Here is a 22443-nt window from a genome sequence, read left to right on the forward strand (position 1 = left end):
GTCGGGGCTAGCGCCCCGGCTCTTCCCTTGGGCGCGGCGGTTGTGGCGGTGGCGTGTCGCCAAACAAATCAGGCATCAAGTTCCGGAGTGAACGGGGGCGATAATCCCTGCGCCCTTTGACGCGCTGATCCGCACTGGGGTGCAGATCAATCGGGTGGCCTGGCCCCTTGCGCCATTTCAGCAGATTACCTGCAACAGTATAAAGCCACGGTGGCTGGTTTAGCGTATGGCTGTTTGCCATGGGATCGGGTGCGCGATCCAGCAGATCATCCATATCAATCTCCAGCCCCGCAGCCTGTGCGCCCTCGGCGATCCACTGCAAGGACTGCCCCGTGAGCGCCCGCGCTTTGGGCGCGGAGCCACCAACGATGGCATGGGTACCTGTGAACCAGACCTGTTGATAAGGCCGCGCCTCGGTCCTGTCGCCCTTGTTCAGCCCCTCGTCATCGCGCGACGCCTCCAGATTATCCCATAGCGCGGGGCGGTAGAACACCCGCCGTTCATCCAACGCCACCGCGTGCCGCGCTGCCCGCACCATCGAGCTGAGCATCGTGTCGTGAAAACGATATTTGCTGTTCCAGAGGTTCGCGACGGGCCCCAGCAAAGGCGCAGGTATCCCCAGCGAGCCTACCGTGTCCCAGATGCCAAGATAAGCGATATCAATGCGGTGCATTTGGGCGGGGTCGTTCTGCCAAGGCGTCACAGTCCGCCAATCCATATCAGCGCGCGATGTGGCAAAGCGGGGGCTGAGCCTGCGGCGGGCTTGCAAGATGTGCAGCGCGTCAGGATGGTTTTCAAGCCCCGGCTTGCGATAAAGCCTGAACGCCGTGTTCAGGGCCTCGGGGGTAGGATCTGCAACAATCCCGCATTTACGGATCATTCCTGCGAGAGAGCGTGCGGTGTAGGCACCACGCGAAAATCCGAAAATGAAAATCTCGTCGCCCGCCTCGTACTGCTCGCACAGCGCGGCATAGGCGTGCTTGATATTGTCATTGAGCCCCCAACCAAATGCACCGCCACCAATCTTCATCAGGGATTTCCCAAAGAAGCCTGCGGTGTTTACGCCTGTGCCAACCCCTTCGAAATAACGGGTGTGTTGGGCATTCGTGCTGTTGGTCTTTTCAAACAGGCGAACCACGTGGGTGGGCTGTTTTATTGTCGGACTGTTCCATGTACCGTCGCAAAAAATAGCGATCCGTGCCATTGGCAAAATTCCTTTGTGCAATACCTCGCGGATGGAGAACCAGTTTTGACCAGAAAGGTCCCCATGTCACGTACCGCAGCCGCAATTTTCGTGTTTATTCTGACAGTCACCTTTGCCGTCTCGCCGTTTCTGGCGGATGAATTTGGCGGCTTTGACCCAGAGCAGTTTCCTGTCCCTCAGGTGGACCCACCCGTGCAACCCGCAGGCTATGCCTTTGCGATCTGGGGAATAATCTATCTGTGGCTACTGGTCGGTATGGGCTTTGGCCTCTGGGCGCGGCGCGCAGAGGCGACCTGGCACCCCATGCGTTTGCCGTTGATCGTATCGCTTGGCGTTGGCACAGCTTGGCTTAGTGTCGCTTTGGTCAGCCCCGTCTGGGCATCGGTTTTGATCTGGGTCATGTTGATCAGCGCCTTGATCGCGCTGTTTCGCAGTCCGCGAGAGGACAACTGGTTCGCGGCGCTGCCTTTGGGCCTCTACGCCGGTTGGCTGAGTGCCGCGTCTTGTGTTTCGCTTGGGCTACTGGCAGCAGGCTATGGTTATATGGATGCAAGCACGGCCGCGCTGGCGGCTGTGTTCCTTGCGCTGGTCATCGCCTCCGCAGTGCAGAGCCAACTGGCCCGCACACCGACATACGGTATTGCTGTCATCTGGGCGCTGGTGGCTGTGGTGGTGCATAATCTGGGCAGCAACAGCACGGTCGCTGCCCTGGCAGCTGGCGGCGCGCTTGCACTGCTGATGCCAACATTCAAAGCTTGGCGCGCAGACCAGAGCGGGTAACAGAATTTTTTCCGAAAAACTCGCGCTCAGCGGCTACCGTCATTGCGATTACTGCCAATGTGTTTGCGCAGCTTTGACGGGGCCGCCTTCTTGCGTCCCTTGTAGGGGTTGGCATCCGACTGGCCGCGCATCCACAATCGGATAGGTGTGCCGGGCATGTCGAAATCAATGCGCAAACCGTTCACCAGATAGCGGCTGTAGCTGGCTGGCACCTTATCAGGGTGGCTACACATTACCACAAATCCGGGGGGCCGTGTTTTTGCTTGGGTCATGTAGCGCATCTTAATGCGCTTGCCCTGCGGCGCGGGGGGCGGATGCGCCTCCATCATACCTGCAAGCCAACGGTTCAGTTGAGCCGTGGTCACGCGGCGGTTCCACATTTCATAGGCGCGCATGATCGCTTGGTGCAAGCGGTCCAGCCCCCTGCCCGTTTTGGCTGATACCGTAATCAGCGGCGCGCCACGCAACTGCGGCAGCAAGCGTTCAAAACTCTCTTTGAGTTCTTTCAGCTTGCCTTGACGGTCTTCTTCCACGTCCCACTTGTTGACAGCAATCACGACTGCACGGCCCTCACGCTCGGCCAGATCAGCGATGCGCAAATCTTGTTGTTCAAAAGGAATTTCCGCATCCAGCAGAACCACAACAACTTCCGCGAATTTCACCGCACGCAAACCATCGCTAACGCTGAGTTTCTCCAGCTTTTCCTGAACTTTGGCCTTTTTGCGCATACCCGCCGTATCAAAGATACGCATCGGGACGTCTTCCCATTCAGTGATAAGCGAGATCGCATCGCGGGTGATGCCGGCTTCGGGGCCCGTCAACAGCCGGTCTTCCTTGACGATCTGGTTGATCAGCGTGGATTTACCCGCATTCGGACGCCCGACAACAGCAACCTGCATGGGCCTTGCGCGCGTCGGGACGGGCACAGCCTCCATGTCATCGCCTTCTTCTTCACTAAGATCGACATCAACCTCGGGTGAGTCGTCTTCGCGCTGCTCGGCAAAACCATCAGCCAGCGGCATGAGGATCGAATAGAGATCGGTCAAACCCTCGCCATGCTCGGCCGAAAGGCGCACTGGCTCCCCAAGACCTAACGAATAGGCCTCAAGCACACCCGCTTCGGCAGCGTTACCTTCGGCTTTGTTCGCCGCTAGGATCACATGGGCAGAGCGTTTGCGCAGAATTTCAGCGAATACCAGATCAGACGGCGTAATACCCACGCGGGCATCCACCATAAACAAACATATGTCGGCCATATCCACCGCGCGCTCGGTCAAGCGGCGCATACGACCTTGAAGGCTGTCATCTGTGACTTCTTCCAGACCGGCCGTGTCAATGACAGTAAAGCGTAGATCGGCCAGCCGCGCGGCCCCTTCGCGCAGATCGCGCGTTACACCGGGCTGATCGTCCACAAGGGCAAGACGTTTGCCCACAAGACGGTTGAACAGCGTGGATTTGCCCACATTAGGGCGGCCCACAATGGCGAGGGTGAAAGACATGCAAAGGCTCCGGAGACAGCGTTAGACACGCGCCATAACGCAAACTGCGCTGCGGCGAAAGCCCTGTCGCGTCTGCGCCCTAGCGGTAGGCCAGCAATTGGCCTTTTGCCGAGACAACATAGAGCGTCCGACCAGCCACGACGGGCGCGGAAGTTGCGCCACCCGGTATCTCGACCGACGCGGTGAGCGCGCCATTGGTCGGGCTATAGCTGCGCAATGCTCCGTCACCGGACGCGACAATCACACGGCCGCCAGCCACGATCGGGCCGTGGTGTGGCACAACGCGGCTTTGCCTTTTCGGTTTGCGCTCGGTGAAGTTTGGCAGGGCCACACCCCATATTTTCGAGCCGTCCGACGCATCAAGGCGCATCAGCTCGTTCAGATCACTTACAGCGAATACACTGCCTCCGACAGGCCATACAGGCCCAATTGCCCCTTCGCGGGCCGACCAGATACGTGCGCCAGATGCGAGATCGAGTGCTGCGATGCGACCCGACTGATTGCCAACATAAACACGGTTGCCAGAAACGACTGGTGGTGCTGTCACATCCGACACATTGCTCAGCGCGCGACCGGCGCGTTTGCCCAGCACGGATGCGTCCCACCGGTTCAATCCGCCTTGGCGGAAAACCGCCTGCACTTCACCAGAACCGAAGGCGAAAATCGCAAGATCGTCTGTCAAAGCTGGTGCAGGCGCACCCAGCACGTTGTTTGTGTCGCCTGACGAGCCGACCTGCCATTCGACAGTGCCGTCTTTGCGATTGACGGCCCAGCCCGTGTTATCGCCTGCAGTTACATAGACCAAACCACCCGAAACCGTTGGCGTACCCGAACCGCTTGCATCCAATTGCTGGGTCCAGCGTGTGGCCCCTGTACTGGCATCCAAGGCAGCCAAGACACCAAACCCGAGCGAGACATAAACAGTGTCCCCCGCCACAACCAGCCCGCCGCCCGTGGCGTCGCCAGCCTGATCGCGGGCAGGACGCACATTGACCTGCCAAAGCGTGGCACCCGACGTAGATGTCGCCGTAACAAGGGACTGGGCATCAAGCGTGAAAATGCGGCTCCCCGATACAACAGGGTCGGCGGTGATCCGGTGCTTGCGGCTGTCGCCCTCGCCAATATCGGCAGACCACGCCAGCGTGAGCGTGCCACCCAATGCAGGGTGGCTTACGCGTGTTGCAGGGCTGCCGGTGGTGTGGGTCCAATTCGTGTTCGCCCGCGCCGCAGGGAGAGAGATTGCGCGGCTCTGGTTTCCTGCGAAGGCTGCCTGATCTGTCTCAGCCTCAAACGGGTCTTGCAGGACCGAGCGGACATCTTCACGCTGACCAGGGAGAATAATATCAGGCTCAGCGCAGGCCGTCAAAAACGTGGCGGCGCCCAAAAGGCCCAGCAGCATCATGCGCGGGCGCACTACGCGCTTTGCATCGGTCGGGAGGGTCATATGTGTCATTGCCTGCTCACTCTGGTCTGCATCTTACCCGAAGGTTATTCTCGAATACCCGTCTGTGCGGTGCCTGTTCGGGCGGCATCTTTATCCGTCACTGTCATCCAGTAGAGCACCTGACAGGTCAGGCTCTCCACCCAATGCTACAATCACCTGCAATGCACGCTGTTGCAAGTCCGGTGTGACCTGTGCATCGTCCAACACACCCTGATAGATACCAATCGCGGCGGGAACGTCGCCTTCCTGAATAGCGATCAGCGCCAGTTGTTCTTGCGCCATAAGGCGCAAGCTACCGCCTGCGGCGCCCAACGCCTCAAACCCCTGCTTGCGTGCATTTGCATCCAGTGTCTCGGCTTGCAGGGTCAATGATTTGAATTGCGCAATCTGGCGGTAGACCTGCGGAATATCACCGTTAACGGCCACAGCATCAAGGTTCGCGACCGCGCCTTCCAGATCATCGGCGGCCAACTGCTCGGATGCGGTGAGCAGCGCCAGAACGGATGCGGTCTGGGTCGATGGTGCCTCAATCGCCTCCAAGGCTGCAACACGGGCTGCGGGATCATCGCTTTCCAGTGCGCCTAGCATCGCATCGCCCAACCCTTCGGCCTGCGCGCGCGCCTGTGCCTTGCGGTACTCGGAGAACGCAGCGCCACCAACCAGCAACAAAACCGCCAAAACAGCAATCCAGCCATATTTCCTAAGCTTCGCCAGCATCTGATCGCGGCGCAGCTCTTCTGTGACTTCTTCGATAAATCCGTCGCTATTGCTCATCGGGATGGGGCCTTTGCCAATGGGTTTTCCCCCTCTTAACGAAGCAGTAGGAGCAAGCCAAGACCCAAGCCGCCTGCCCCGTGCTACCCAACAAGATCGCAGATAGGCAAAATACCAGTGTGAGTTAGCAAAAAATTTCAATTCTGAACTGGGCAGTTCACTTTTGATGCACTACATACACACGTGACGGTCCATCGGCGCTCCGCTTGTGTTGCGCGACCACGCTCTTTTGACGAGGCACAATATGCGTATTTTCCCAATTCTGGCTGCGATCGCGCTTGCGGCGTTTATGTACATGGCAATTCTGGAGCGGCCTACCCTGCTGGGTTGGTTTGGCGTAGATGCGTCAGCAGCGGAAACCGTACCTGAAACGCCCACGGTTGCAGCACCTGTTTCCGATCGCAAAGTCAAAGTGGTTGCGCAAAAACTGACAGCCCAAGGGATCGACAGTGCTGTGCTGTTACGCGGACAAACGGCTGCCGCCAGACAAGTCGATGTGCGCGCTGAAACATCGGCTGTTGTTGTGTCAGAGCCGCTGCGCAAGGGCGCGAGGATCGAGGCAGGCCAGATCATGTGCCGCCTTGACGAAGGCACCCGCCGCGCAGCACTTGAACAGGCCCGTGCGCAGCAAACCGAAGCACAATCGCGCGTGCCAGAGGCCGAAGCGCGGGTGCAAGAAGCCCGCGCAAGGCTGGATGAAGCGAAGATCAACCAAAACGCGTCTTCCCGGCTCAACGCGGACGGGTTCGCCTCTACCACCCGTCTGGCAAGCTCGGACGCCGCTGTTGCGACAGCCGAAGCGGGTGTAAGCTCGGCTCTATCGGGGCTGAACGCCGCGCGCTCTGGCATCGAGGCTGCGCAGGCAGCGGTTGCTGGCGCGCAAGCCGAGCTTGAGCGTTTGGTCATCAAAGCACCATTTGACGGATTGCTGGAAAGTGACACCGCAGAACTGGGGTCTCTTTTACAACCAGGCGCGCTTTGCGCGACTGTTATCCAGCTGAACCCCATAAAGATTGTAGGATATGTTCCCGAAACTGACGTCAACCGTGTCGAGGTCGGCGCCACAGCCGGAGCGCGCTTGGCTGCTGGAGGCGGTGATGTACAAGGACGGGTTACATTCCTGTCGCGATCTGCCGATCCGCAGACACGCACCTTTTTGGTCGAAATCGAAGTCCCGAACCCCGATTTGAAAATTCGTGATGGCCAGACCGCAGAAATACTCATCGCGGCGGATGGCGCACAGGCACATCTGGTGCCGCAGAGCGCACTAACGCTGGATGACGAGGGCACGTTGGGCCTGCGTCTGGTAGGTGAAGGAAACATCGTACAATTCGCCGAAGTGCAATTGGTACGCGATACCGTGCAGGGTGTTTGGGTGACCGGCCTTCCTGCGGAGGCGAATGTGATTGTCGTGGGTCAGGAATATGTGGTCGAGGGCGTCGAAGTGGCCCCGACGCAGCGTGAGGTAACACAATGACGGGTATCGTTGACTGGGCAGCATCACGCGCCCGCATGGTTCTGGCGTTCATTCTGCTCAGCCTGATTGTCGGCGCATATGCGTATACCACCCTGCCGAAAGAGGGTGAGCCCGACATCGAAATTCCGGCATTGTTTGTCTCTGTTCCTTTCCCCGGTATTTCTGCGGCAGATTCCGAGACACTCCTGCTCAAACCCATGGAGACAGAGCTTAGCGATCTGGACGGTTTAAAAACCATGACCGGCACTGCTGCAGAAAACTATGCAGGTCTGGCGCTGGAATTCGAATTTGGTTGGGACAAGACCGCTATCATCGCCGATGTGCGCGATGCTATGGGCACCGCAGAGGCGCAGTTCCCCGAAGGCGCCGAGACCTACTCGATCAACGAGATCAACTTTTCCGAATTTCCGATTATTATCGTGAACCTTACGGGTCCTGTGCCGGAACGGACAATGGCGCGGTACGCCAAGCAGTTGCAGGATGATCTGGAAGGTCTAGACGCCGTGCTGGAGGCAGGTATCGCGGGCAACCGTGACGAGATGCTGGAGGTTTTGATCGACCCGCTCAAGCTTGAAGCCTACGACGTGACGGCGAACGAGCTGATCACCACCGTACAGAACAACAACCAGCTGATTGCTGCGGGTGAGATAGAAAGCAACAACGGCTCTTTCGCCGTGAAAATCCCGTCGAGCTTTGACGAGCCACGCGATGTCTACAACCTGCCTGTGAAAACAAACGGCGACCGCGTTGTGACGCTTGGTGATCTTGCTGAGATCCACCTCACATTCGAAGATCGGCTTGGCACTGCCCGTTTTGACGGCCAGTCTTCGGTCGCTTTACAGGTGGTCAAGCGAAAGGGGTTTAACCTGATCGAGACAGCAAGCGCTGTAAAAATTCTCGTTGAAGAACGCGCCTCCCAATGGCCGGAAGAATTGAAAACAGCTGTAAAAGTCGGTACCTCCAACGACCAAAGCCGCGTTGTTGACAGTATGGTGCAGCAGCTCTTGGGCTCTGTGTTTACCGCGATTGCACTTGTTATGATTGTGGTATTGGCCGCTTTGGGTATCCGTGCGGCATTGTTGGTCGGCTTTGCGATCCCCACTTCGTTTCTTTTGTGTTTTGCCTTCCTTGCGCTCATGGGTATCTCGATTTCGAACATTGTGATGTTCGGCCTCATTCTGGCCGTCGGCATGTTGGTAGACAGCGCGATTGTTGTGGTCGAATACGCAGACCAGCAGCAGCAAAAGGGATCTGGCCCGATGCAGGCTTACGTCGAGGCCGCGAAACGCATGTTCTGGCCCGTGATTTCCTCCACCGCAACAACGCTGTGCGCCTTCCTGCCGATGCTTTTCTGGCCCGGCGTGCCCGGACAGTTTATGGGCATGCTGCCAGTGACGCTGATCTTCGTTCTCTCTGCTTCGCTGGTGGTCGCATTGGTGTACCTGCCCGTAATGGGCGGCGTCACAGGGCGGCTGGAGCAATGGATGGCAGCAAATATGGAGCGGATTGCCTCTCTGCCATGGTATCTGCACCTGCTATTGTTCCCCGCTGCTTTTGTGATGATCTTTCCTGCGCTGTCCCTGTTGGCCCCGCCTGCGCCGGGTGTCTCCGCACCGCTTTTTGGCTGGATCGGTATGCAATTCGGCGCGATGGACGGGCTTGACCTGCTGACGTCGGTCATTCCGACGTTCGCGACCGTATTCGGGCTTGTATTGATTGCGATTGCTGTGCTGCTCTTGGCGCTGGCCGGCTTCATGCTGTTTTTGCTGGCGCTTTTTGCAGTGTTAACGCGTATGGGCAAATTCGGTCGCTGGCTTGCGTCACGCCTGTTTCGCCGCGCCCCCGACCGCATCTTTTCGGGGTATCAACGCTCCGCCTTTGGCCGCGTGATTGAAGCGATTACAGGCAATCCTGTTATGCCGCTGGTCATGTGCGGCGTTGTGTTTGTGTTCGTTGGCACCACGCTTATTTTCTTTTCCAACAACTCGAAAGGTGTCGAGTTCTTTGTGGAATCAGAGCCCGAACAGGCGATTGTCTATGTGCTGGCGCGCGGGAACATGTCGTTGAACGAAAAAGACGATATATTGCGTCAGGCTGAACAGGTGGTGCTGGACCACCCCGGCATTGCCACCGCGTTTGCGTTTGCTGGTGAGGGCGGGCTGGACAGCAACACCGGCGGGTCCCAGGCCCCCAAGGATCTGATCGGGCAGATCCAGTTCGAGACAATCCCTTGGGAGGATCGCGCCCTCCAACCCGAGCTTGACGGTGATATTGTCATTGCCGAGTTGACAGAGCAGCTCATCGCAATTCCGGGGATACGCATTGAAGTTCTCTCGCTTGATCGCGGCCCTGCGTCGGGCAAGCCCGTACACCTTCGCTTCAAATCGGACCGGTTTGATGACCTCGTAGAGGCCACGGCAATCGCGCGCGCGAAATTTGATACCGTACCTGGCCTGACCCTGATCGAAGACACGCGCCCCCTGCCCGGCATTGATTGGCAGATCGACGTAGACGTGGAAAAAGCAGGCCAGTACGGCGCTGATGTTCTTAGTGTGGGTGCCATGGTACAGCTGGTCACACGTGGCCTGTTGCTGGATACAATGCGCGTTGACAGCTCTGACGAAGAGATTGAAATCCGCGTGCGTCTGCCAGAGGAAGACAGACTGCTCTCCACGCTCGACACGCTAAAGGTTCGCACCCGCGACGGGCTGGTACCGCTGTCAAACTTTATCACGCGAACCCCCGTTCCCAAACTTGCCGAGATCAGCCGCATCGATCAAAAGCGCTATATGGACGTGAAGGCAGACGTGACGCCGGGCTTGATGAAGGTTGTGAAAAGCACACGCAACGACGCGGGTGAAATGGTGGATCAAACAGTTGCCACCCTGCGCCCCGCTGGACAGGATGCAGATTTCACCACCATCGACGGCGAAAAGTTCAAACTGACTGACCGCACTGAACTGGCTGATGGTTTGAACATTCAGGCCGAATACGACCAGCTAGCCCTGCGACTGGTGCCCGTCAACGCAAACGAGCGGATTGCCGAGATCTCAAAATGGGTAGATACGGCTGAATTGCCCGATGGCGTCACATATGAATGGACAGGCGATCAGGAGGATCAGGCCGAAAGCCAAGCTTTCCTGAGTTCAGCCTTCACTGCCGCTTTGGGCTTGATGTTCATCATCTTGCTGGCGCAGTTCAATTCTTTCTACAATGCGGTTCTGGTTTTGATTGCTGTAGTACTTTCCACTACGGGTGTCCTGATCGGGATGCTTGTCATGGATCAGACCTTCTCGATCATCATGACAGGGACAGGGATTGTGGCGCTTGCGGGCATTGTGGTGAACAATAACATCATCCTGATCGATACCTATCAGGAGTTCAGCCAGTACATGCCGCGGATCGAAGCGATCATCCGCACCGCACAAGCGCGCATACGGCCTGTTTTGCTGACCACGATCACCACAATGGCGGGGCTCGCGCCCATGATGTTCGGATTGTCGCTCAACTTTGCCGAAGGCGGCTATACAATCGACAGCCCGACTGCCTTGTGGTGGAAACAGCTGGCGACTGCGGTTGTGTTCGGGCTTGGCGTGGCAACGGTGCTGACCCTCATCGTGACCCCTTCCTTGTTGGCCATTCGCGTTTGGGCTGCGACCTATGCCATGTGGATTGCCCGCCTTCTGGCGCGCATGTCTATGGGCCGAGCAAGCCGTGCTGCACGGGATTGGGCCCTGCAACGCAACGCCCGCCGCTCTGGCACGGGAGAGCTGATCTGGAGCGAAGAGATGCTGGACAGGCAAGCACCTGCCCCCACACCGGCAGAGTAACGCCGCATCACTCCCTTGTGAGAATTTGGCCCCTCGTATCCTGTGCGGGGGGCCTTATGCTATGCATATGTCAAATCAAAGGAATACCCGAATGTTGCGCCACATCCTGAGCCTTACAACTGCCGCCGCCCTTACAGCCGCCACCCCTATGGCAGCACTTGCCGATATGGTCGAGAAAACCAGCCCCCATTCCGTTTCGGTCACAATGGACCGGCTCGAAGCGGCTGTCACAGGTGCCGGTGCAACCGTATTTGCGCGTGTAGATCATGCAGCAGGGGCAAAGTCAGTGGAGATGGAGCTGCGCCCTACCCAGCTTTTGATCTTTGGCAATCCCAAACTTGGAACACCCGCGATGCAAGACGCGCAAACAGCTGGCCTTGATCTGCCGCTGCGGGTTCTGGCCTATGCAGATAGTGAAGGCGTCGTGCATGTGACCTATCACGCGCCTGCCAACCTCGCCCAAGAACACAGCCTCCCTGAAGAAGCGAAATATCTCCAGATGATGACAGGCGCATTAGACAAACTCACCAGCAAAGCCATCGCCGCCGAGTAACGGCAAGGCCGCATCTACGTGGCGTCCAATGCCGCGGCAGGGCGGCAATCGCGCCCAGAAAAACGAAATCAGGCAGGTCCCGAAGGGCCTGCCTGTCATTCAGATCAGTCACGGTTTTGCAGTGCTTATTCTTCCGCTTGCTGGCGATGCCACAGTTGGGCATAGCGGCCATCCTTAAGCAGCAGATCATCATGGGTGCCCTGCTCGACCACCTCACCTTTTTCCAGCACCACAATCAGGTCTGCCTCGGCTACCGTGCTCAGCCTATGGGCAATCGTCAACACTGTGCGTCCTTGGCCCGCACGGCGCAGCGCATCCTGTATTTCATGCTCTGTCTCACTATCCAGCGCGCTCGTCGCCTCGTCCAACAACAAGATCGGCGGATCTTTGAGCAGTGTCCGAGCAATGCCGACCCGCTGCTTTTCTCCCCCTGACAGCTTCAGTCCCCGCTCGCCCACCGCCGTGTCATACCCTTCTGGCAGCGCCGCGATGAAATCATGGATTTGAGCGGCCTTTGCAGCGCCCTCGATATCCGCTTGGGTCGCGCCATCGCGGCCATAGGCGATGTTATAGCCGATGGTATCATTGAACAGTACCGTATCCTGCGGCACCACGCCGATCTGACGGTGAAGCGAATTTTGAGTAACATCCCGCACGTCCTGCCCGTCAATCGAAAGACTGCCCGCCTGCACATCATAAAACCGGAACAACAACCGCCCGATCGTTGATTTACCCGACCCTGTTGATCCTACAATCGCAATCATCTCGCCCGGCTTGGCCGTCAGGGTCACGCCTTTGAGGATTTCGCGGTCAGGGTTATAGCCAAAACGAACATTCTCCAGCTTGATTTCGCCACCAGTGACATTCAGATCAGGCGCGTTTGGCTTGTCTGATATCTCGGACGGCTGTTCGAGCAGGTCAAACATTTGACCCATGTCGACAAGTGCTTGGCGGATTTCGCGGTAGACCGTGCCAAGGAAGTTCAGCGGCACAGTGATCTGGATCATGTAGGCGTTGATCATAACAAATTCGCCTACGGTCAGTGTGCCATTCTGCACGCCAACAGCTGCCATGATCATTACTGCGATGAGACCACAGGTGATAATCACCGCTTGGCCAAAGTTCAGGAAAGCGAGCGAATAATTGGTCTTGATCGCAGCTTCCTCATACCCTTCCATCGCCTTGTCATAGCGCGCAGCCTCGCGGGCTTCGGCGCCGAAATACTTTACGGTTTCATAGTTTAGCAGGCTGTCGATGGCTTTTTGGTTCGCATCCGTGTCCTGATCGTTCATCTGGCGGCGCAGTTTGACCCGCCATTCGGTCACGGCAAAGGTAAACCAGACGTAGAAGGCAATCGTTACTGCAACCACCAGCATGTAGCTTGCGTTGAACTGGATGGTCAGGATGATCCCGATCAGCAAAAGCTCCAGTATCAGGGGCCCGATACTGAACAGCAAAAACCGCAGCAGAAACTCCACACCCTTTACGCCCCGCTCGATGATCCGGCTCAACCCGCCTGTCTTGCGGGTAATGTGATAGCGCATGGATAAGTGATGGATGTGGTTGAATGTTTCCAGCGCCAGCATACGCAGGGCACGCTGTGCCACGCGGGTAAAGATCGCGTCACGTAGCTGTTGAAAACCAACCCCCATCAGACGCGCCATTCCGTAGGCAACCGTTAGGCCAATGGCCCCCAGCGCCAGCATCGAGACGCCCTCTTCTGCCAGCGCATCAACTGCACCACGATAAAATTGCGGCGTGGCAACAACAACAACCTTGGACAACACAAGCACAATCAGCGCCCAGACAACCCGCTTGCGCACCCATGGCATATCATCAGGCCATAGATAGGGCGCGACTTTGCGCAGCACCCGCATGGAGGATTGCCGCTCCTGCTCGGTCGCGATCTCTTCTTCGGTCAGTGCTGGTTTTCCGGATGCAGTTTCGCCGCTGGACTTGGCGGCAGAGGCAGGTGTTTCGGCAGACATGTGTATTCCTATGCGGTAGTCCCTTGATATAGGACGATTGCCCGCAAAGGGCCACCTTAGTTCGGCAAATCAAACACCTGTCCGGGATAAATCAGATCGGGGTCCCGAATACTCGCGGCATTCGCTTCGACCACCCGCAGATACAGCGTCCCATCGCCATAACGGTCCCGCGCAATAGCCCAGAGTGTTGCACCCGCCTGCACAGTGATTGATTTAATCGGGCCTTCATTGCTGGCCGCTTGCGCCAGCGTTTCGGCAGATTCGCGTTTGAACGGCGTCTCGACACGGCTGCTCACATCACCACCGCTGCTTACCTCGTCCACACGCAGCGTATACACCCCTTCGTCCACATCGGGCAGATCACCGCGCCAGCGGCCCTGCGCATCAACCGGCAGCGTAATGACAGAGCGGTTGTCCAGATAAACCCGCACCCGCGCCGTATCGGGCTGGGCACGCCCTGACAGCTGCACATCACCCGCTTCGGAATATCCGATTGTATCCAGCGCGACAGATGTCATCGCCTCGGGCTTGGGCGCATTGAGCAGGCGCACGCCGTCTTCGTCGGATTTCAGAACCGCGATACGCGCGGGCTCTTGTGCGACAGTCGGCGCCGCCTCTGGCTCCGCAACTGCCTTGGTCGGTGCTTCGGCAATTTCGCTGGCCTCATCAGCTTCCGTGGCGTCGTCGGTTTCAGTAGTGACAGCCGGCGGCGCAGGCTCAACCTCTTGCGGTTGGGGCGTTACACTAGGCACGACAGAAGGAGCGAGAATAATTTCGTCCAAAGATACAGTAGCTTGCTCGCCCTCATCAAGGTTTTGCGATGACAGGCTGACGATCTGTGCCGTGTCTTTGGGTGGCAGCGTTGTAATCGCGGCAAAGCCGCCGCTGCTGTCTGCAGTCGTCGTCGCGACTTCTGTTCCGTCAACGATTATCGCAACTTCGCTCAACGGCTCGGCGCGGCCAGCGATAATTGTCGTCCCGTCCGTTTCGCGGCGTAGCTCATCAAATTTAGGAGCTTGAGGCGCGATCGCAACTGCGGCCTCGGGCTGGGGCTCGGTCTCGGGCTCTGCTTTGGTCAAAGGCTCACTTGTCGATTGCTGCGTTAGCGCTGTAGCTGTGAGCGGCTCTGGTATGGCGTCAGCAGGTGCTGTACCGCTTTGCGAACCGAACCCGATATACGCGCCAACCGCCAACGCTACGACCATGCCGCCCCCCGCGACAACCGCGCCTGTGTTCCCTCCAAGACTTGCCAAAATCTTGCTCATGCCGAAAATCCCTATAGCCACGGCCATCACCCGCGTTGAGCCTTTGTAGCGAAGGCTGTAACAGGGGTCAAAATACCAATCCGTGAAGACCATCTTTTCTCAAATGTGATGCAGGAGTTCCCTATGTCGGCACCTACCCCCCTGAAATCTGTCTGCGTCTTTTGCGGATCACGCGCGGGCGATGATCCCGAATTCACAAAAGCTGCCCATGCTGTAGGCAAAGGTATCGCCGCGAACGGCTGGCGTTTGGTCTACGGTGCCGGAGATGTGGGCCTGATGGGAAATGTCGCGCGGGCAGCACAAGATGCAGGCGGCGATACCTTTGGCGTTATCCCGCAACATCTGGTGGATTGGGAAGTCGGTAAAACCGACCTGACGACCTATATCGTCACCGAAACCATGCACGAGCGCAAAAAGGTAATGTTCATGAACTGCGACGCTGTAGTGGTTCTCCCAGGTGGGGCCGGATCACTGGACGAGCTGTTCGAAGTGCTCACTTGGCGGCAGTTGGGCCTGCACGACAAACCCATCATCATTCTCAACATCAACGGTTATTGGGATCCTCTACAACAATTGTTGAATCATGTTGCAGACCACGGGTTTGCAGATAAAAGCCTGTTGGATTTTTTAACATGGGTTCCCGATGCGCAGAGCGTTCTAACCGTGTTGGACAGCAATCGGTCCACATAAGAGAACGCGATAGCGTGCTGACACGAAAAAGCCCCGCTGGACTATCCTGCGGGGCTTTTCATATCAGTGCCGTCTAAGTGAGCTTTCGCCCGCTGTCTGCGTCATAGGACTTTCCCGGCTTGCGTATTGTGCTGGAAAAGCCCCTCTGAGCATTACATACGCGAGGCGACGTTTTCCCAGTTTACGAGGTTGTCGAGGAAGTTGGTCAGATAGTCAGGGCGCGCGTTGCGGAAATCAATGTAATAGGAATGCTCCCACACATCGCAGCCCAACAGTGTTGTCTGGCCAAAGCAGAGCGGGTTTACGCCGTTCTCTGTTTTGGTCACTTTCAAACCACCATCTGCATCTTTTACCAGCCATGCCCAACCAGAGCCGAACTGACCTGCGCCCGCTGCCTTGAACTCATCCTTGAATTTGTCGACCGAGCCAAAGCTCTCGACCAGCGCTTTTTCCAACTCGCTTGGCATAGAAGACGCGCCTGGCCCCATCATTTCCCAGAACTGGTTGTGGTTCCACAGCTGGCTGATGTTGTTAAAGATACCGTTCTGCGCAACACTTGATGCATCATACGTGCCTTTGATGATCTCTTCGAGAGATTTGCCCGCCCATTCGGTGCCCTCAATCGCCTTGTTGCCGTTTACGACATAGGCGTTGTGGTGCTTGTCATGGTGGAATTCCAGCGTCTCGGCGCTCATCCCTTTGGATGCAAGGGCGTCGTGGGCATATGGAAGATCGGGAAGTTCAAAAGCCATCTCGGATGTCTCCTCAAAAGTTGAATTGGTCTGTTGCACATGAAGCGCGCAAAGCGGCCGCGTCAAGTGCTGGCATGTGCATTATTCCGCCGAAGTGTGTGGAAGGTCTAGCGGTTCTTGCGCTGGGTGCAGCGCCCTTTGCCAGTGAAACGCTGTGGAAACCTTGCTGGCTTTGCCAAAACCTCGACCGTCAGCTTTTTCAGATCCAACTTGGCACTATAGCTGATTGTCGGAATGATCTGCCCTACCCTGTCGACCGCTCCTGAAAGCGTCCAGTTCAAGCGCGCCACATCGCCTGTCCGCCGCACCCGCGCGGGAACAGGATTGCCGACATAATGCAGCACCACGCTATCCACGATCTGCACATCGCCTTTGCCATCAAAAACAAACGCCATTTTGTTTGAAACCCACCCCATGGCCCGATTGGCTTTCAAGTCACAATCATAAAGCACCCCTTTTGCCGCGACAGGAGCAGCAAGAGTCGAAACAAGAAACGAGGCAAGCAAGGCACGGCGTAGCATAACGGCAATCCAATCGTGATCATTTAGCGCACCAGCATGCGTGGTACGTCCCAGCTTGTCAATTTGATCAGCCAGTTAGCTGCCGAACGCCCCGACCTCGGAGCCTGCCTGCGCCGCCACGCTCAATACATCGAACACATACTGAGCCACCGAGCGGAAGCAAACCACGTGAAAGACGTCCTCGCTTGGCATCCAGAATGCGGCCGGAACCTGCGCGATGCGTGTCCGACGGAACATACCCGGCGTGAACTGTTGCGGCGCCAGATCAACGGGGGCCAGCTTTGCCATCACTTCACGCGCTCTGGGGCCGCTCACCTTGAACACCGCACGCGCGTCCGAGACATTGACGGCTAATGCATGAGATTTCGACAGCTTGCTCTGCAGATCTGCGAGTTTCGCGGGGGCATCCCCGTAAGCACACATAATCAACAGCTCATCGGGTGACATCCACGCCATGCCGCCTGCCCCCTGGGTCAGGCAGTGACGCTGGTCGGGCATGTTGACACCCGCAGCAGCCACAGCCGCCTTCTGCAGGGTCTTATCGCCCAGATCACCACGCAGCGTGATCATGCCGACAGCACCCATTTCGGATATTTCGGCGATGCCAGCGGCAAATGATGCGTTCTTCAATGCGGATACCGGATCAGACATTCTGCTTGGCCCCCTCTTTGTCATAAAACACCGGATCGACGATCCGCGCGCTGTAGGTTTTGCCATCCGTGCCAGGGAATTCCAGCACTTCACCCATGCGATCAGGACCGTGGTGTACCAGACCCATCGCAATGCCCTTGTCCAAGGTTGGCGAGTGATAGCTAGATGTTACACGCCCGATCACATTGCGCTGACCGTTTGCGTTTTTGCCTTCGCCTACCGCATAAGCACCGTCCGGCAGGGTCGATCCATCCGTTGTCTCTAGACCGACCAGCTTCCAACGCTCAGGGTCGGCCATATGGCTGCGCTGATGCGCGCGCTTGCCCAAATAGTCTTCTTTCTTTTTGGACAGCGCCCAGTTCAGGTTAAGATCCTGAGGGATCACGGTCCCGTCCGTCTCATCCCCGATCATGATAAAGCCTTTTTCGGCACGCAGGATGTGCAGACATTCGGTCCCATATGGCATCACGCCAAGGTCGGCCCCGACAGCCATCAGCGCATCCCAGAAGGCCTGCCCGTGATTGGCATCTACCGCGATCTCGTATGACAGCTCACCCGAGAAGGAGATACGATAGACCCTGACCTTGAAGCCGCCGATCTCGCCGTCCGCCCACTCCATAAAGCCCAAGGCTTCTTTGCTCACGTCCATACCGCCAAGCTTTTCAAGCGCCTTGCGGGCATTGGGGCCGACCACAGCGATCTGGGCATACTGCTCGGTTACATTGGCCACGTAGACTTTCCAGTCCCACCATTCGGTCTGTAGCCATTCTTCCATGTGGGCGTGGATGCTCTCGGCTCCGCCTGTGGTGGTATGGCACAACCATGTGTCGTCATCGATGCGTGCAACAACACCGTCATCAACCAAGAATCCGTTGTCGTTACACATCAGGCCATAGCGGCATTTGCCGATCTTCAGGTTGCTCATCATATTGGTGTAGAGCATATCGAGGAACTTGCCCGCGTCAGGGCCCTTCACCACCAATTTACCAAGTGTAGAAGCGTCCAATAACCCCATGTTATTGCGTGTATTTGTCACTTCTCGCATCACTGCGTCATGGGTGCTCTCGCTGCCGTTTTTATAGGCATAAGGGCGACGCCATTGACCGACAGGCTCCCATTCAGCGCCATGCGTGTCATGCCAGTTGTGCATGGGTGTGCGGCGGATCGGCTGAAACGCATCGCCACGCGCCTCGCCCCCGATAGAGGCCATCGAAATGGGGTGATACGGCGGGCGGAAAGTAGTCGTCCCAACGGCGGGAATTTCCTCACCCAACGCATTAGCAAGCGTCGCAAGTCCGTTGATATTGCTCAATTTTCCCTGATCTGTCGCCATACCCAAAGTGGTATAGCGTTTGGCATGCTCAACAGAGACAAATCCCTCCTGCGCGGCCAGCCGCACATCCGAGACTTTTACATCGTTTTGATAATCCAGCCATGCTTTCTCACGCAGCTTGACGGTGGCCCCTTGTGGCATCAGCCATACGGGTGCCATCGGCGCTTCTTCGCGACGCTCGCCTTTGGGGGCAGTGGTGCCTTTGGGCAGCTTCTTACCCAGACACCGCAAAACGCCATCAGCGGAGGCGAAGGCATCATTGAGCAGATCATCAAGGGCAAAAGCACCAGAGGCCGCCCCGGCTGTGGACACAAACTGTGCGCCATCGGCACCCTGTGGTGCGCGGTCGGGATCTGGACTGAAACACGCATGCGTTGTGTCCCACGTCAGCTTGCCGCCACAGTGCGACCACAAATGCACAACCGGCGACCAGCCACCTGACATGGCAACCGCATCGCAGTCGATCTCTTCCAGTACAGCGCCCTCGCCGGCCTGACTACAGATCGCAACGCCTGTTACGCGCTTGCCCCCTTTGACAGAGGAAACAGCATGGCCCATCAGCACGCGGATACCCAGGGCCTTGGCCTGCGCCATTGCATCGCTGTCTTGCGGCAGCACACGGGCGTCCAGAATGGCTGGAACGTCCAGCCCTGCGTGTTTAAGCGCAATGGCCGTCAAATAGGCATCGTCATTGTTGGTAACTACAACTGTGCGGTCCCCTGCTGAAACACCAAAGTTCACAACGTAATCACGCACAGCCGCCGCCAGCATCACACCGGGAATGTCGTTACCCGCAAAGCTGAGCGGGCGTTCGATTGCGCCAGTCGCGGTGATGATGTGACCCGCACGGATACGCCACAAACGGTGACGCGGTCCTGTCTTTTCCGGCTCATGGTCGGTCAGTTGCTCATAACCCAGCACATATCCGTGGTCATAAACACCTGCGCCCATGGTACGTGTACGCAGGGTTACGTTTTCCATTGCGGCCAATTCAGCCAGTGTCTGGTCGATCCATTGCTGTGCGGGTGCGCCGTTAATCTCGCCGCCGTCTACAGGGGTGCGGCCGCCCCAATGGGCCGTCTGCTCCAAAACGATAACGCGCGCACCTGACAAAGCCGTTGCGCGGGCCGCTTCCAGCCCCGCGACACCGCCACCGATAACCAGCACGTCACAAAAAGCGTAGAAATGCTCATAAGTATCCTCGTCCTGCGCTTTTGGCGCACGACCAAGGCCCGCAGAATGACGGATAATCGGCTCATAGACGTGTTTCCACATGGGCCGCGGGTGAATGAACATCTTGTAATAAAAGCCAGCAGGCAAAAAGCGGCTGAGGTGTTTGTTGATAGCCCCAACGTCAAATTCAAGGCTGGGCCAGTGGTTCTGGCTTTCAGCGCGAAGCCCGTCGAACAACTCGGTCGTGGTCACGCGAGCGTTTGGCTCAAACTTGCCCTCACGGCCCAGATTAACCAGTGCGTTCGGCTCTTCGGGTCCAGCAGCTACAATACCGCGCGGGCGGTGGTATTTGAACGAGCGGCCCACCAGCATCTGGTCATTTGCCAGCAGAGCCGAGGCAAGCGTGTCGCCTTCATACCCGCTCATGTGTTTGCCGTTAAAGCGAAACTTGACAGTTTTGGATTTGTTCAGGAGGCGGCCACCTGTGGCGAGACGGGTACTCATGATCTATGCTCCGGCGCGGGGTGTAAGGGCGGGATTGAGTTTAGGGGAAAAATAAAGAAGGCCATCACGCGTCGCGCCATCCGGGGCGTTTCGCGTCAATCTTCTGTAGCAATTCCTCGGGCGGATCGTAGGTTTGCGCGCTATAGGTACCAAAGACCTCGAGGGTCATCGTGTCCCGCGCCATATGGAACCACTTGCCGCAGCCGTTCTGGTGGCGCCAGCGTTCAAAATGCACGCCCTTAGGGTTTTTACGCATGAACAGATAGGTCTCCATCTGATCATCGGAGGAGCCTACGGTGTGGCGGGTGATATGTGCTTCGCCGTGGGCGTGGAATTCAGTTTCCTCGGCCGTAACGCCGCAACAGGGGCAGGACACGATCAGCATGGCAGCGCTCCAAGCTTGAAAATTTCGGGGAAAGTGCGTATGTTATGCGTATGGAATTCATTATTATCGTTATCGCAGCGGTGACTGTCATCGGCATAGCCGCGACAATCTACGAATGGAAAAAGAAGCGGACGCTTTTGCAGCACGACCTGAATCTTCAGGCTTGTGGCAACCCGCATACCCACGCTGCAAAGGTTCACGCCGAAGACGTCATTGCACACAGAATTTCGGGATTTGATCGCTGATTGCATCAGTGGGCCACCCCTGCTGCAACGCTTTCGTCAATGAACCGTCCTTCGTTGAACCGCTCGAGGCCAAAGGCGTCGGTGAGCGGCGAGCGGCCTTTGGCCATCAGTTCTGCCATGGCCCAGCCTGAACCGGGGATGGCCTTGAAGCCGCCCGTCCCCCAACCGCAGTTGATAAAAATTCCATCGACGGGTGTTTTGCTCAGGATCGGAGAGCGGTCGCCCGTGACGTCCACGATCCCGCCCCATTGGCGCAGCATCTTTAGGCGGCTCACCATAGGGAACGTTTCGATCAGAGCGCGCACGGTTTCCTCGATATGGTGGAAGCTGCCGCGTTGTGTGTAGTTGTTGTAGCCGTCGGTGCCGCCGCCGATGACCATCTCGCCCTTGTCAGACTGGCTCATGTAGCCGTGGACTGTGTTGGCCATAACAACCACGTCCATGCAGGGCTTGATCGGCTCTGACACAAGCGCTTGGAGCGCCACAGACTCGATGGGAAGACGAAAACCTGCCATATCGGCCAAGTGGCCCGAGTGACCCGCGACGACCATGCCGAGTTTGTCGCACGCGATATCGCCACGCGTGGTGGTGACGCCTGTTACCTTGCCGCCCTCGGACTGGATGCCCGTCACCTCGCACCGCTGGATCACATCCATCCCCATGTCGGAGCACGCGCGCGCATAGCCCCATGCCACCGCGTCGTGCCGTGCAGTGCCGCCGCGGGCTTGCCACAGACCACCAAGAACAGGGTAACGCGGCCCCGCCAGATTGATGATTGGAACCAGCTCTTTTACCTTTGCGGGGCTGATGAATTCGGTTGTGACACCTTGCAGCATGTTGGCATGCGCCGTGCGCTTGTATCCGCGCACCTCATGTTCGGTTTGTGCAAGCATGATAACCCCGCGCGGGGAGAACATGACATTATAGTTGAGATCCTGTGACATCGTCTCATAAAGAGAGCGGGATTTTTCATAGATCGCAGCCGACGGATCCTGCAAATAATTTGAGCGGATGATCGTTGTGTTGCGCCCTGTATTACCGCCGCCCAACCAACCTTTTTCAAGGATGGCAACATTGGTGATCCCGAAATTCTTGCCCAGATAATAGGCCGTGGCCAGCCCGTGCCCGCCTGCCCCGATGATGATTGCATCATAGCGCTTTTTGGGGGCCGCATCGCGCCATGCGCGGGTCCACCCTGTGTGGTGGCGCATGGCTTCGCGTGCCACTGCAAATACGGAGTATTTTTTCATCACGGGTTTCCCTGAACTGGCTGAGGCGTGGATTCGGTGGCGCAAGCGCCCCGTTGACTTCTTCATGGGGGAATAGCCGGAAAAGAGGATACTCCGCGCGGCACTCTTTATCATCTTTGCGACAT

18 protein-coding genes are annotated in these 22443 nt (G+C 57.4%); 6 read left to right on the top strand and 12 right to left on the bottom strand.

The window, feature by feature from the left end:
- Positions 1 to 7: 7 nt before the first annotated feature.
- Positions 8 to 1204 (bottom strand): DUF2235 domain-containing protein, encoded by a 1197-nt coding sequence (locus tag Q0903_RS09715; RefSeq protein WP_299414895.1) that lies wholly within the window; start codon positions 1202 to 1204, stop codon positions 8 to 10.
- A gap of 63 nt (positions 1205 to 1267) precedes the next feature.
- On the opposite strand from Q0903_RS09715, the gene Q0903_RS09720 reads away from it, so the two are divergent.
- Positions 1268 to 1984 carry a hypothetical protein gene (locus Q0903_RS09720; RefSeq protein WP_299414896.1) on the top strand — a complete coding sequence of 239 codons (717 nt, stop codon included), beginning with the start codon at positions 1268 to 1270 and terminating at the stop codon, positions 1982 to 1984.
- Positions 1985 to 2010: 26 nt separating this feature from the next.
- On the opposite strand, the gene der is transcribed toward Q0903_RS09720, so the two are convergent.
- The 3 genes from der to Q0903_RS09735 all read right to left on the bottom strand — a co-directional run bounded on the left by der (position 2011) and on the right by Q0903_RS09735 (position 5701).
- Complete coding sequence (der, locus tag Q0903_RS09725) at positions 2011 to 3483, bottom strand: ribosome biogenesis GTPase Der (RefSeq protein ID WP_299414898.1); 1473 nt, start codon at positions 3481 to 3483, stop codon at positions 2011 to 2013.
- A 79-nt stretch (positions 3484 to 3562) separates the two neighbouring features.
- Positions 3563 to 4936 carry a PQQ-binding-like beta-propeller repeat protein gene (locus Q0903_RS09730; protein ID WP_366141490.1) on the bottom strand — a complete coding sequence of 458 codons (1374 nt, stop codon included), beginning with the start codon at positions 4934 to 4936 and terminating at the stop codon, positions 3563 to 3565.
- 81 nt (positions 4937 to 5017) lie between these two features.
- Positions 5018 to 5701, bottom strand: a complete 684-nt coding sequence (locus tag Q0903_RS09735) for a hypothetical protein (protein WP_299414900.1) — start codon at positions 5699 to 5701, stop codon at positions 5018 to 5020.
- A 244-nt stretch (positions 5702 to 5945) separates the two neighbouring features.
- On the opposite strand from Q0903_RS09735, the gene Q0903_RS09740 reads away from it, so the two are divergent.
- The 3 genes from Q0903_RS09740 (at position 5946) to Q0903_RS09750 (ending at position 11561) form a co-directional block, all read left to right on the top strand.
- On the top strand, positions 5946 to 7178 hold the full coding sequence (locus Q0903_RS09740) for an efflux RND transporter periplasmic adaptor subunit (RefSeq protein ID WP_299414901.1): 1233 nt from the start codon (positions 5946 to 5948) through the stop codon (positions 7176 to 7178).
- The gene (locus tag Q0903_RS09745; protein WP_299414903.1) at positions 7175 to 11008 is read left to right on the top strand and encodes an efflux RND transporter permease subunit; all 3834 of its coding nucleotides are present in this window, start codon (positions 7175 to 7177) and stop codon (positions 11006 to 11008) included. The genes Q0903_RS09740 and Q0903_RS09745 overlap by 4 nt, the downstream gene beginning before the upstream one ends.
- A 91-nt stretch (positions 11009 to 11099) precedes the next feature.
- Entirely contained in the window at positions 11100 to 11561 is a 462-nt protein-coding gene (locus Q0903_RS09750; RefSeq protein ID WP_299414905.1) for a DUF302 domain-containing protein, read from the top strand.
- Between the two features lie 125 nt (positions 11562 to 11686).
- On the opposite strand, the gene Q0903_RS09755 is transcribed toward Q0903_RS09750, so the two are convergent.
- Together Q0903_RS09755 and Q0903_RS09760 are read right to left on the bottom strand one after the other, a co-directional pair.
- Positions 11687 to 13549, bottom strand: a complete 1863-nt coding sequence (locus Q0903_RS09755; protein WP_299029471.1) for an ABC transporter ATP-binding protein/permease — start codon at positions 13547 to 13549, stop codon at positions 11687 to 11689.
- A 56-nt stretch (positions 13550 to 13605) separates the two neighbouring features.
- A complete protein-coding gene (locus Q0903_RS09760) occupies positions 13606 to 14814 on the bottom strand; it encodes a LysM peptidoglycan-binding domain-containing protein (RefSeq protein WP_299414907.1) in 1209 nt (402 codons plus the stop codon).
- Positions 14815 to 14937: 123 nt separating this feature from the next.
- On the opposite strand from Q0903_RS09760, the gene Q0903_RS09765 reads away from it, so the two are divergent.
- A complete protein-coding gene (locus Q0903_RS09765) occupies positions 14938 to 15504 on the top strand; it encodes a TIGR00730 family Rossman fold protein (protein WP_299414908.1) in 567 nt (188 codons plus the stop codon).
- A gap of 152 nt (positions 15505 to 15656) precedes the next feature.
- On the opposite strand, the gene Q0903_RS09770 is transcribed toward Q0903_RS09765, so the two are convergent.
- The 5 genes from Q0903_RS09770 to Q0903_RS09790 all read right to left on the bottom strand — a co-directional run bounded on the left by Q0903_RS09770 (position 15657) and on the right by Q0903_RS09790 (position 20823).
- Positions 15657 to 16256, bottom strand: coding sequence for a superoxide dismutase (locus Q0903_RS09770; protein WP_299029463.1), 600 nt, complete (start codon positions 16254 to 16256; stop codon positions 15657 to 15659).
- A 107-nt stretch (positions 16257 to 16363) separates the two neighbouring features.
- Complete coding sequence (locus Q0903_RS09775) at positions 16364 to 16651, bottom strand: hypothetical protein (protein WP_299414909.1); 288 nt, start codon at positions 16649 to 16651, stop codon at positions 16364 to 16366.
- A gap of 201 nt (positions 16652 to 16852) precedes the next feature.
- Positions 16853 to 17428: a sarcosine oxidase subunit gamma family protein gene (locus Q0903_RS09780; RefSeq protein ID WP_299414910.1), complete on the bottom strand. Its 576-nt coding sequence runs from the start codon at positions 17426 to 17428 to the stop codon at positions 16853 to 16855.
- Entirely contained in the window at positions 17421 to 20438 is a 3018-nt protein-coding gene (locus Q0903_RS09785) for a sarcosine oxidase subunit alpha family protein (protein WP_299414911.1), read from the bottom strand. The genes Q0903_RS09780 and Q0903_RS09785 overlap by 8 nt, the downstream gene beginning before the upstream one ends.
- A gap of 64 nt (positions 20439 to 20502) precedes the next feature.
- On the bottom strand, positions 20503 to 20823 hold the full coding sequence (locus Q0903_RS09790) for a sarcosine oxidase subunit delta (RefSeq protein ID WP_299029451.1): 321 nt from the start codon (positions 20821 to 20823) through the stop codon (positions 20503 to 20505).
- Between the two features lie 44 nt (positions 20824 to 20867).
- On the opposite strand from Q0903_RS09790, the gene Q0903_RS09795 reads away from it, so the two are divergent.
- Positions 20868 to 21068 carry a hypothetical protein gene (locus tag Q0903_RS09795; RefSeq protein WP_299414913.1) on the top strand — a complete coding sequence of 67 codons (201 nt, stop codon included), beginning with the start codon at positions 20868 to 20870 and terminating at the stop codon, positions 21066 to 21068.
- Between the two features lie 5 nt (positions 21069 to 21073).
- Here the strand turns inward: Q0903_RS09795 and Q0903_RS09800 are convergent, their stop codons facing one another.
- Positions 21074 to 22318 (bottom strand): sarcosine oxidase subunit beta family protein, encoded by a 1245-nt coding sequence (locus Q0903_RS09800; RefSeq protein ID WP_299029444.1) that lies wholly within the window; start codon positions 22316 to 22318, stop codon positions 21074 to 21076.
- Positions 22319 to 22443 lie beyond the last annotated feature (125 nt).

It is taken from the genome of uncultured Sulfitobacter sp., from assembly GCF_947502895.1.
Classification (GTDB): domain Bacteria; phylum Pseudomonadota; class Alphaproteobacteria; order Rhodobacterales; family Rhodobacteraceae; genus Sulfitobacter.

Bases quoted from the DNA above. Each gene is read 5' to 3' on its own strand.
- Q0903_RS09775 (WP_299414909.1), bottom strand. From the start codon at position 16,651: ATGGCGTTTGTTTTTGATGGCAAAGGCGATGTGCAGATCGTGGATAGC.
- Q0903_RS09765 (WP_299414908.1), top strand. From the start codon at position 14,938: ATGTCGGCACCTACCCCCCTGAAATCTGTCTGCGTCTTTTGCGGATCA.
- Q0903_RS09720 (WP_299414896.1), top strand. From the start codon at position 1,268: ATGTCACGTACCGCAGCCGCAATTTTCGTGTTTATTCTGACAGTCACC.
- Q0903_RS09755 (WP_299029471.1), bottom strand. From the start codon at position 13,549: ATGTCTGCCGAAACACCTGCCTCTGCCGCCAAGTCCAGCGGCGAAACT.
- Q0903_RS09790 (WP_299029451.1), bottom strand. From the start codon at position 20,823: ATGCTGATCGTGTCCTGCCCCTGTTGCGGCGTTACGGCCGAGGAAACT.
- Q0903_RS09740 (WP_299414901.1), top strand. From the start codon at position 5,946: ATGCGTATTTTCCCAATTCTGGCTGCGATCGCGCTTGCGGCGTTTATG.
- Q0903_RS09735 (WP_299414900.1), bottom strand. From the start codon at position 5,701: ATGAGCAATAGCGACGGATTTATCGAAGAAGTCACAGAAGAGCTGCGC.
- Q0903_RS09780 (WP_299414910.1), bottom strand. From the start codon at position 17,428: ATGTCTGATCCGGTATCCGCATTGAAGAACGCATCATTTGCCGCTGGC.
- Q0903_RS09770 (WP_299029463.1), bottom strand. From the start codon at position 16,256: ATGGCTTTTGAACTTCCCGATCTTCCATATGCCCACGACGCCCTTGCA.
- Q0903_RS09795 (WP_299414913.1), top strand. From the start codon at position 20,868: ATGCGTATGGAATTCATTATTATCGTTATCGCAGCGGTGACTGTCATC.
- der (WP_299414898.1), bottom strand. From the start codon at position 3,483: ATGTCTTTCACCCTCGCCATTGTGGGCCGCCCTAATGTGGGCAAATCC.
- Q0903_RS09785 (WP_299414911.1), bottom strand. From the start codon at position 20,438: ATGAGTACCCGTCTCGCCACAGGTGGCCGCCTCCTGAACAAATCCAAA.
- Q0903_RS09760 (WP_299414907.1), bottom strand. From the start codon at position 14,814: ATGAGCAAGATTTTGGCAAGTCTTGGAGGGAACACAGGCGCGGTTGTC.
- Q0903_RS09715 (WP_299414895.1), bottom strand. From the start codon at position 1,204: ATGGCACGGATCGCTATTTTTTGCGACGGTACATGGAACAGTCCGACA.
- Q0903_RS09730 (WP_366141490.1), bottom strand. From the start codon at position 4,936: ATGACACATATGACCCTCCCGACCGATGCAAAGCGCGTAGTGCGCCCG.
- Q0903_RS09800 (WP_299029444.1), bottom strand. From the start codon at position 22,318: ATGAAAAAATACTCCGTATTTGCAGTGGCACGCGAAGCCATGCGCCAC.
- Q0903_RS09745 (WP_299414903.1), top strand. From the start codon at position 7,175: ATGACGGGTATCGTTGACTGGGCAGCATCACGCGCCCGCATGGTTCTG.
- Q0903_RS09750 (WP_299414905.1), top strand. From the start codon at position 11,100: ATGTTGCGCCACATCCTGAGCCTTACAACTGCCGCCGCCCTTACAGCC.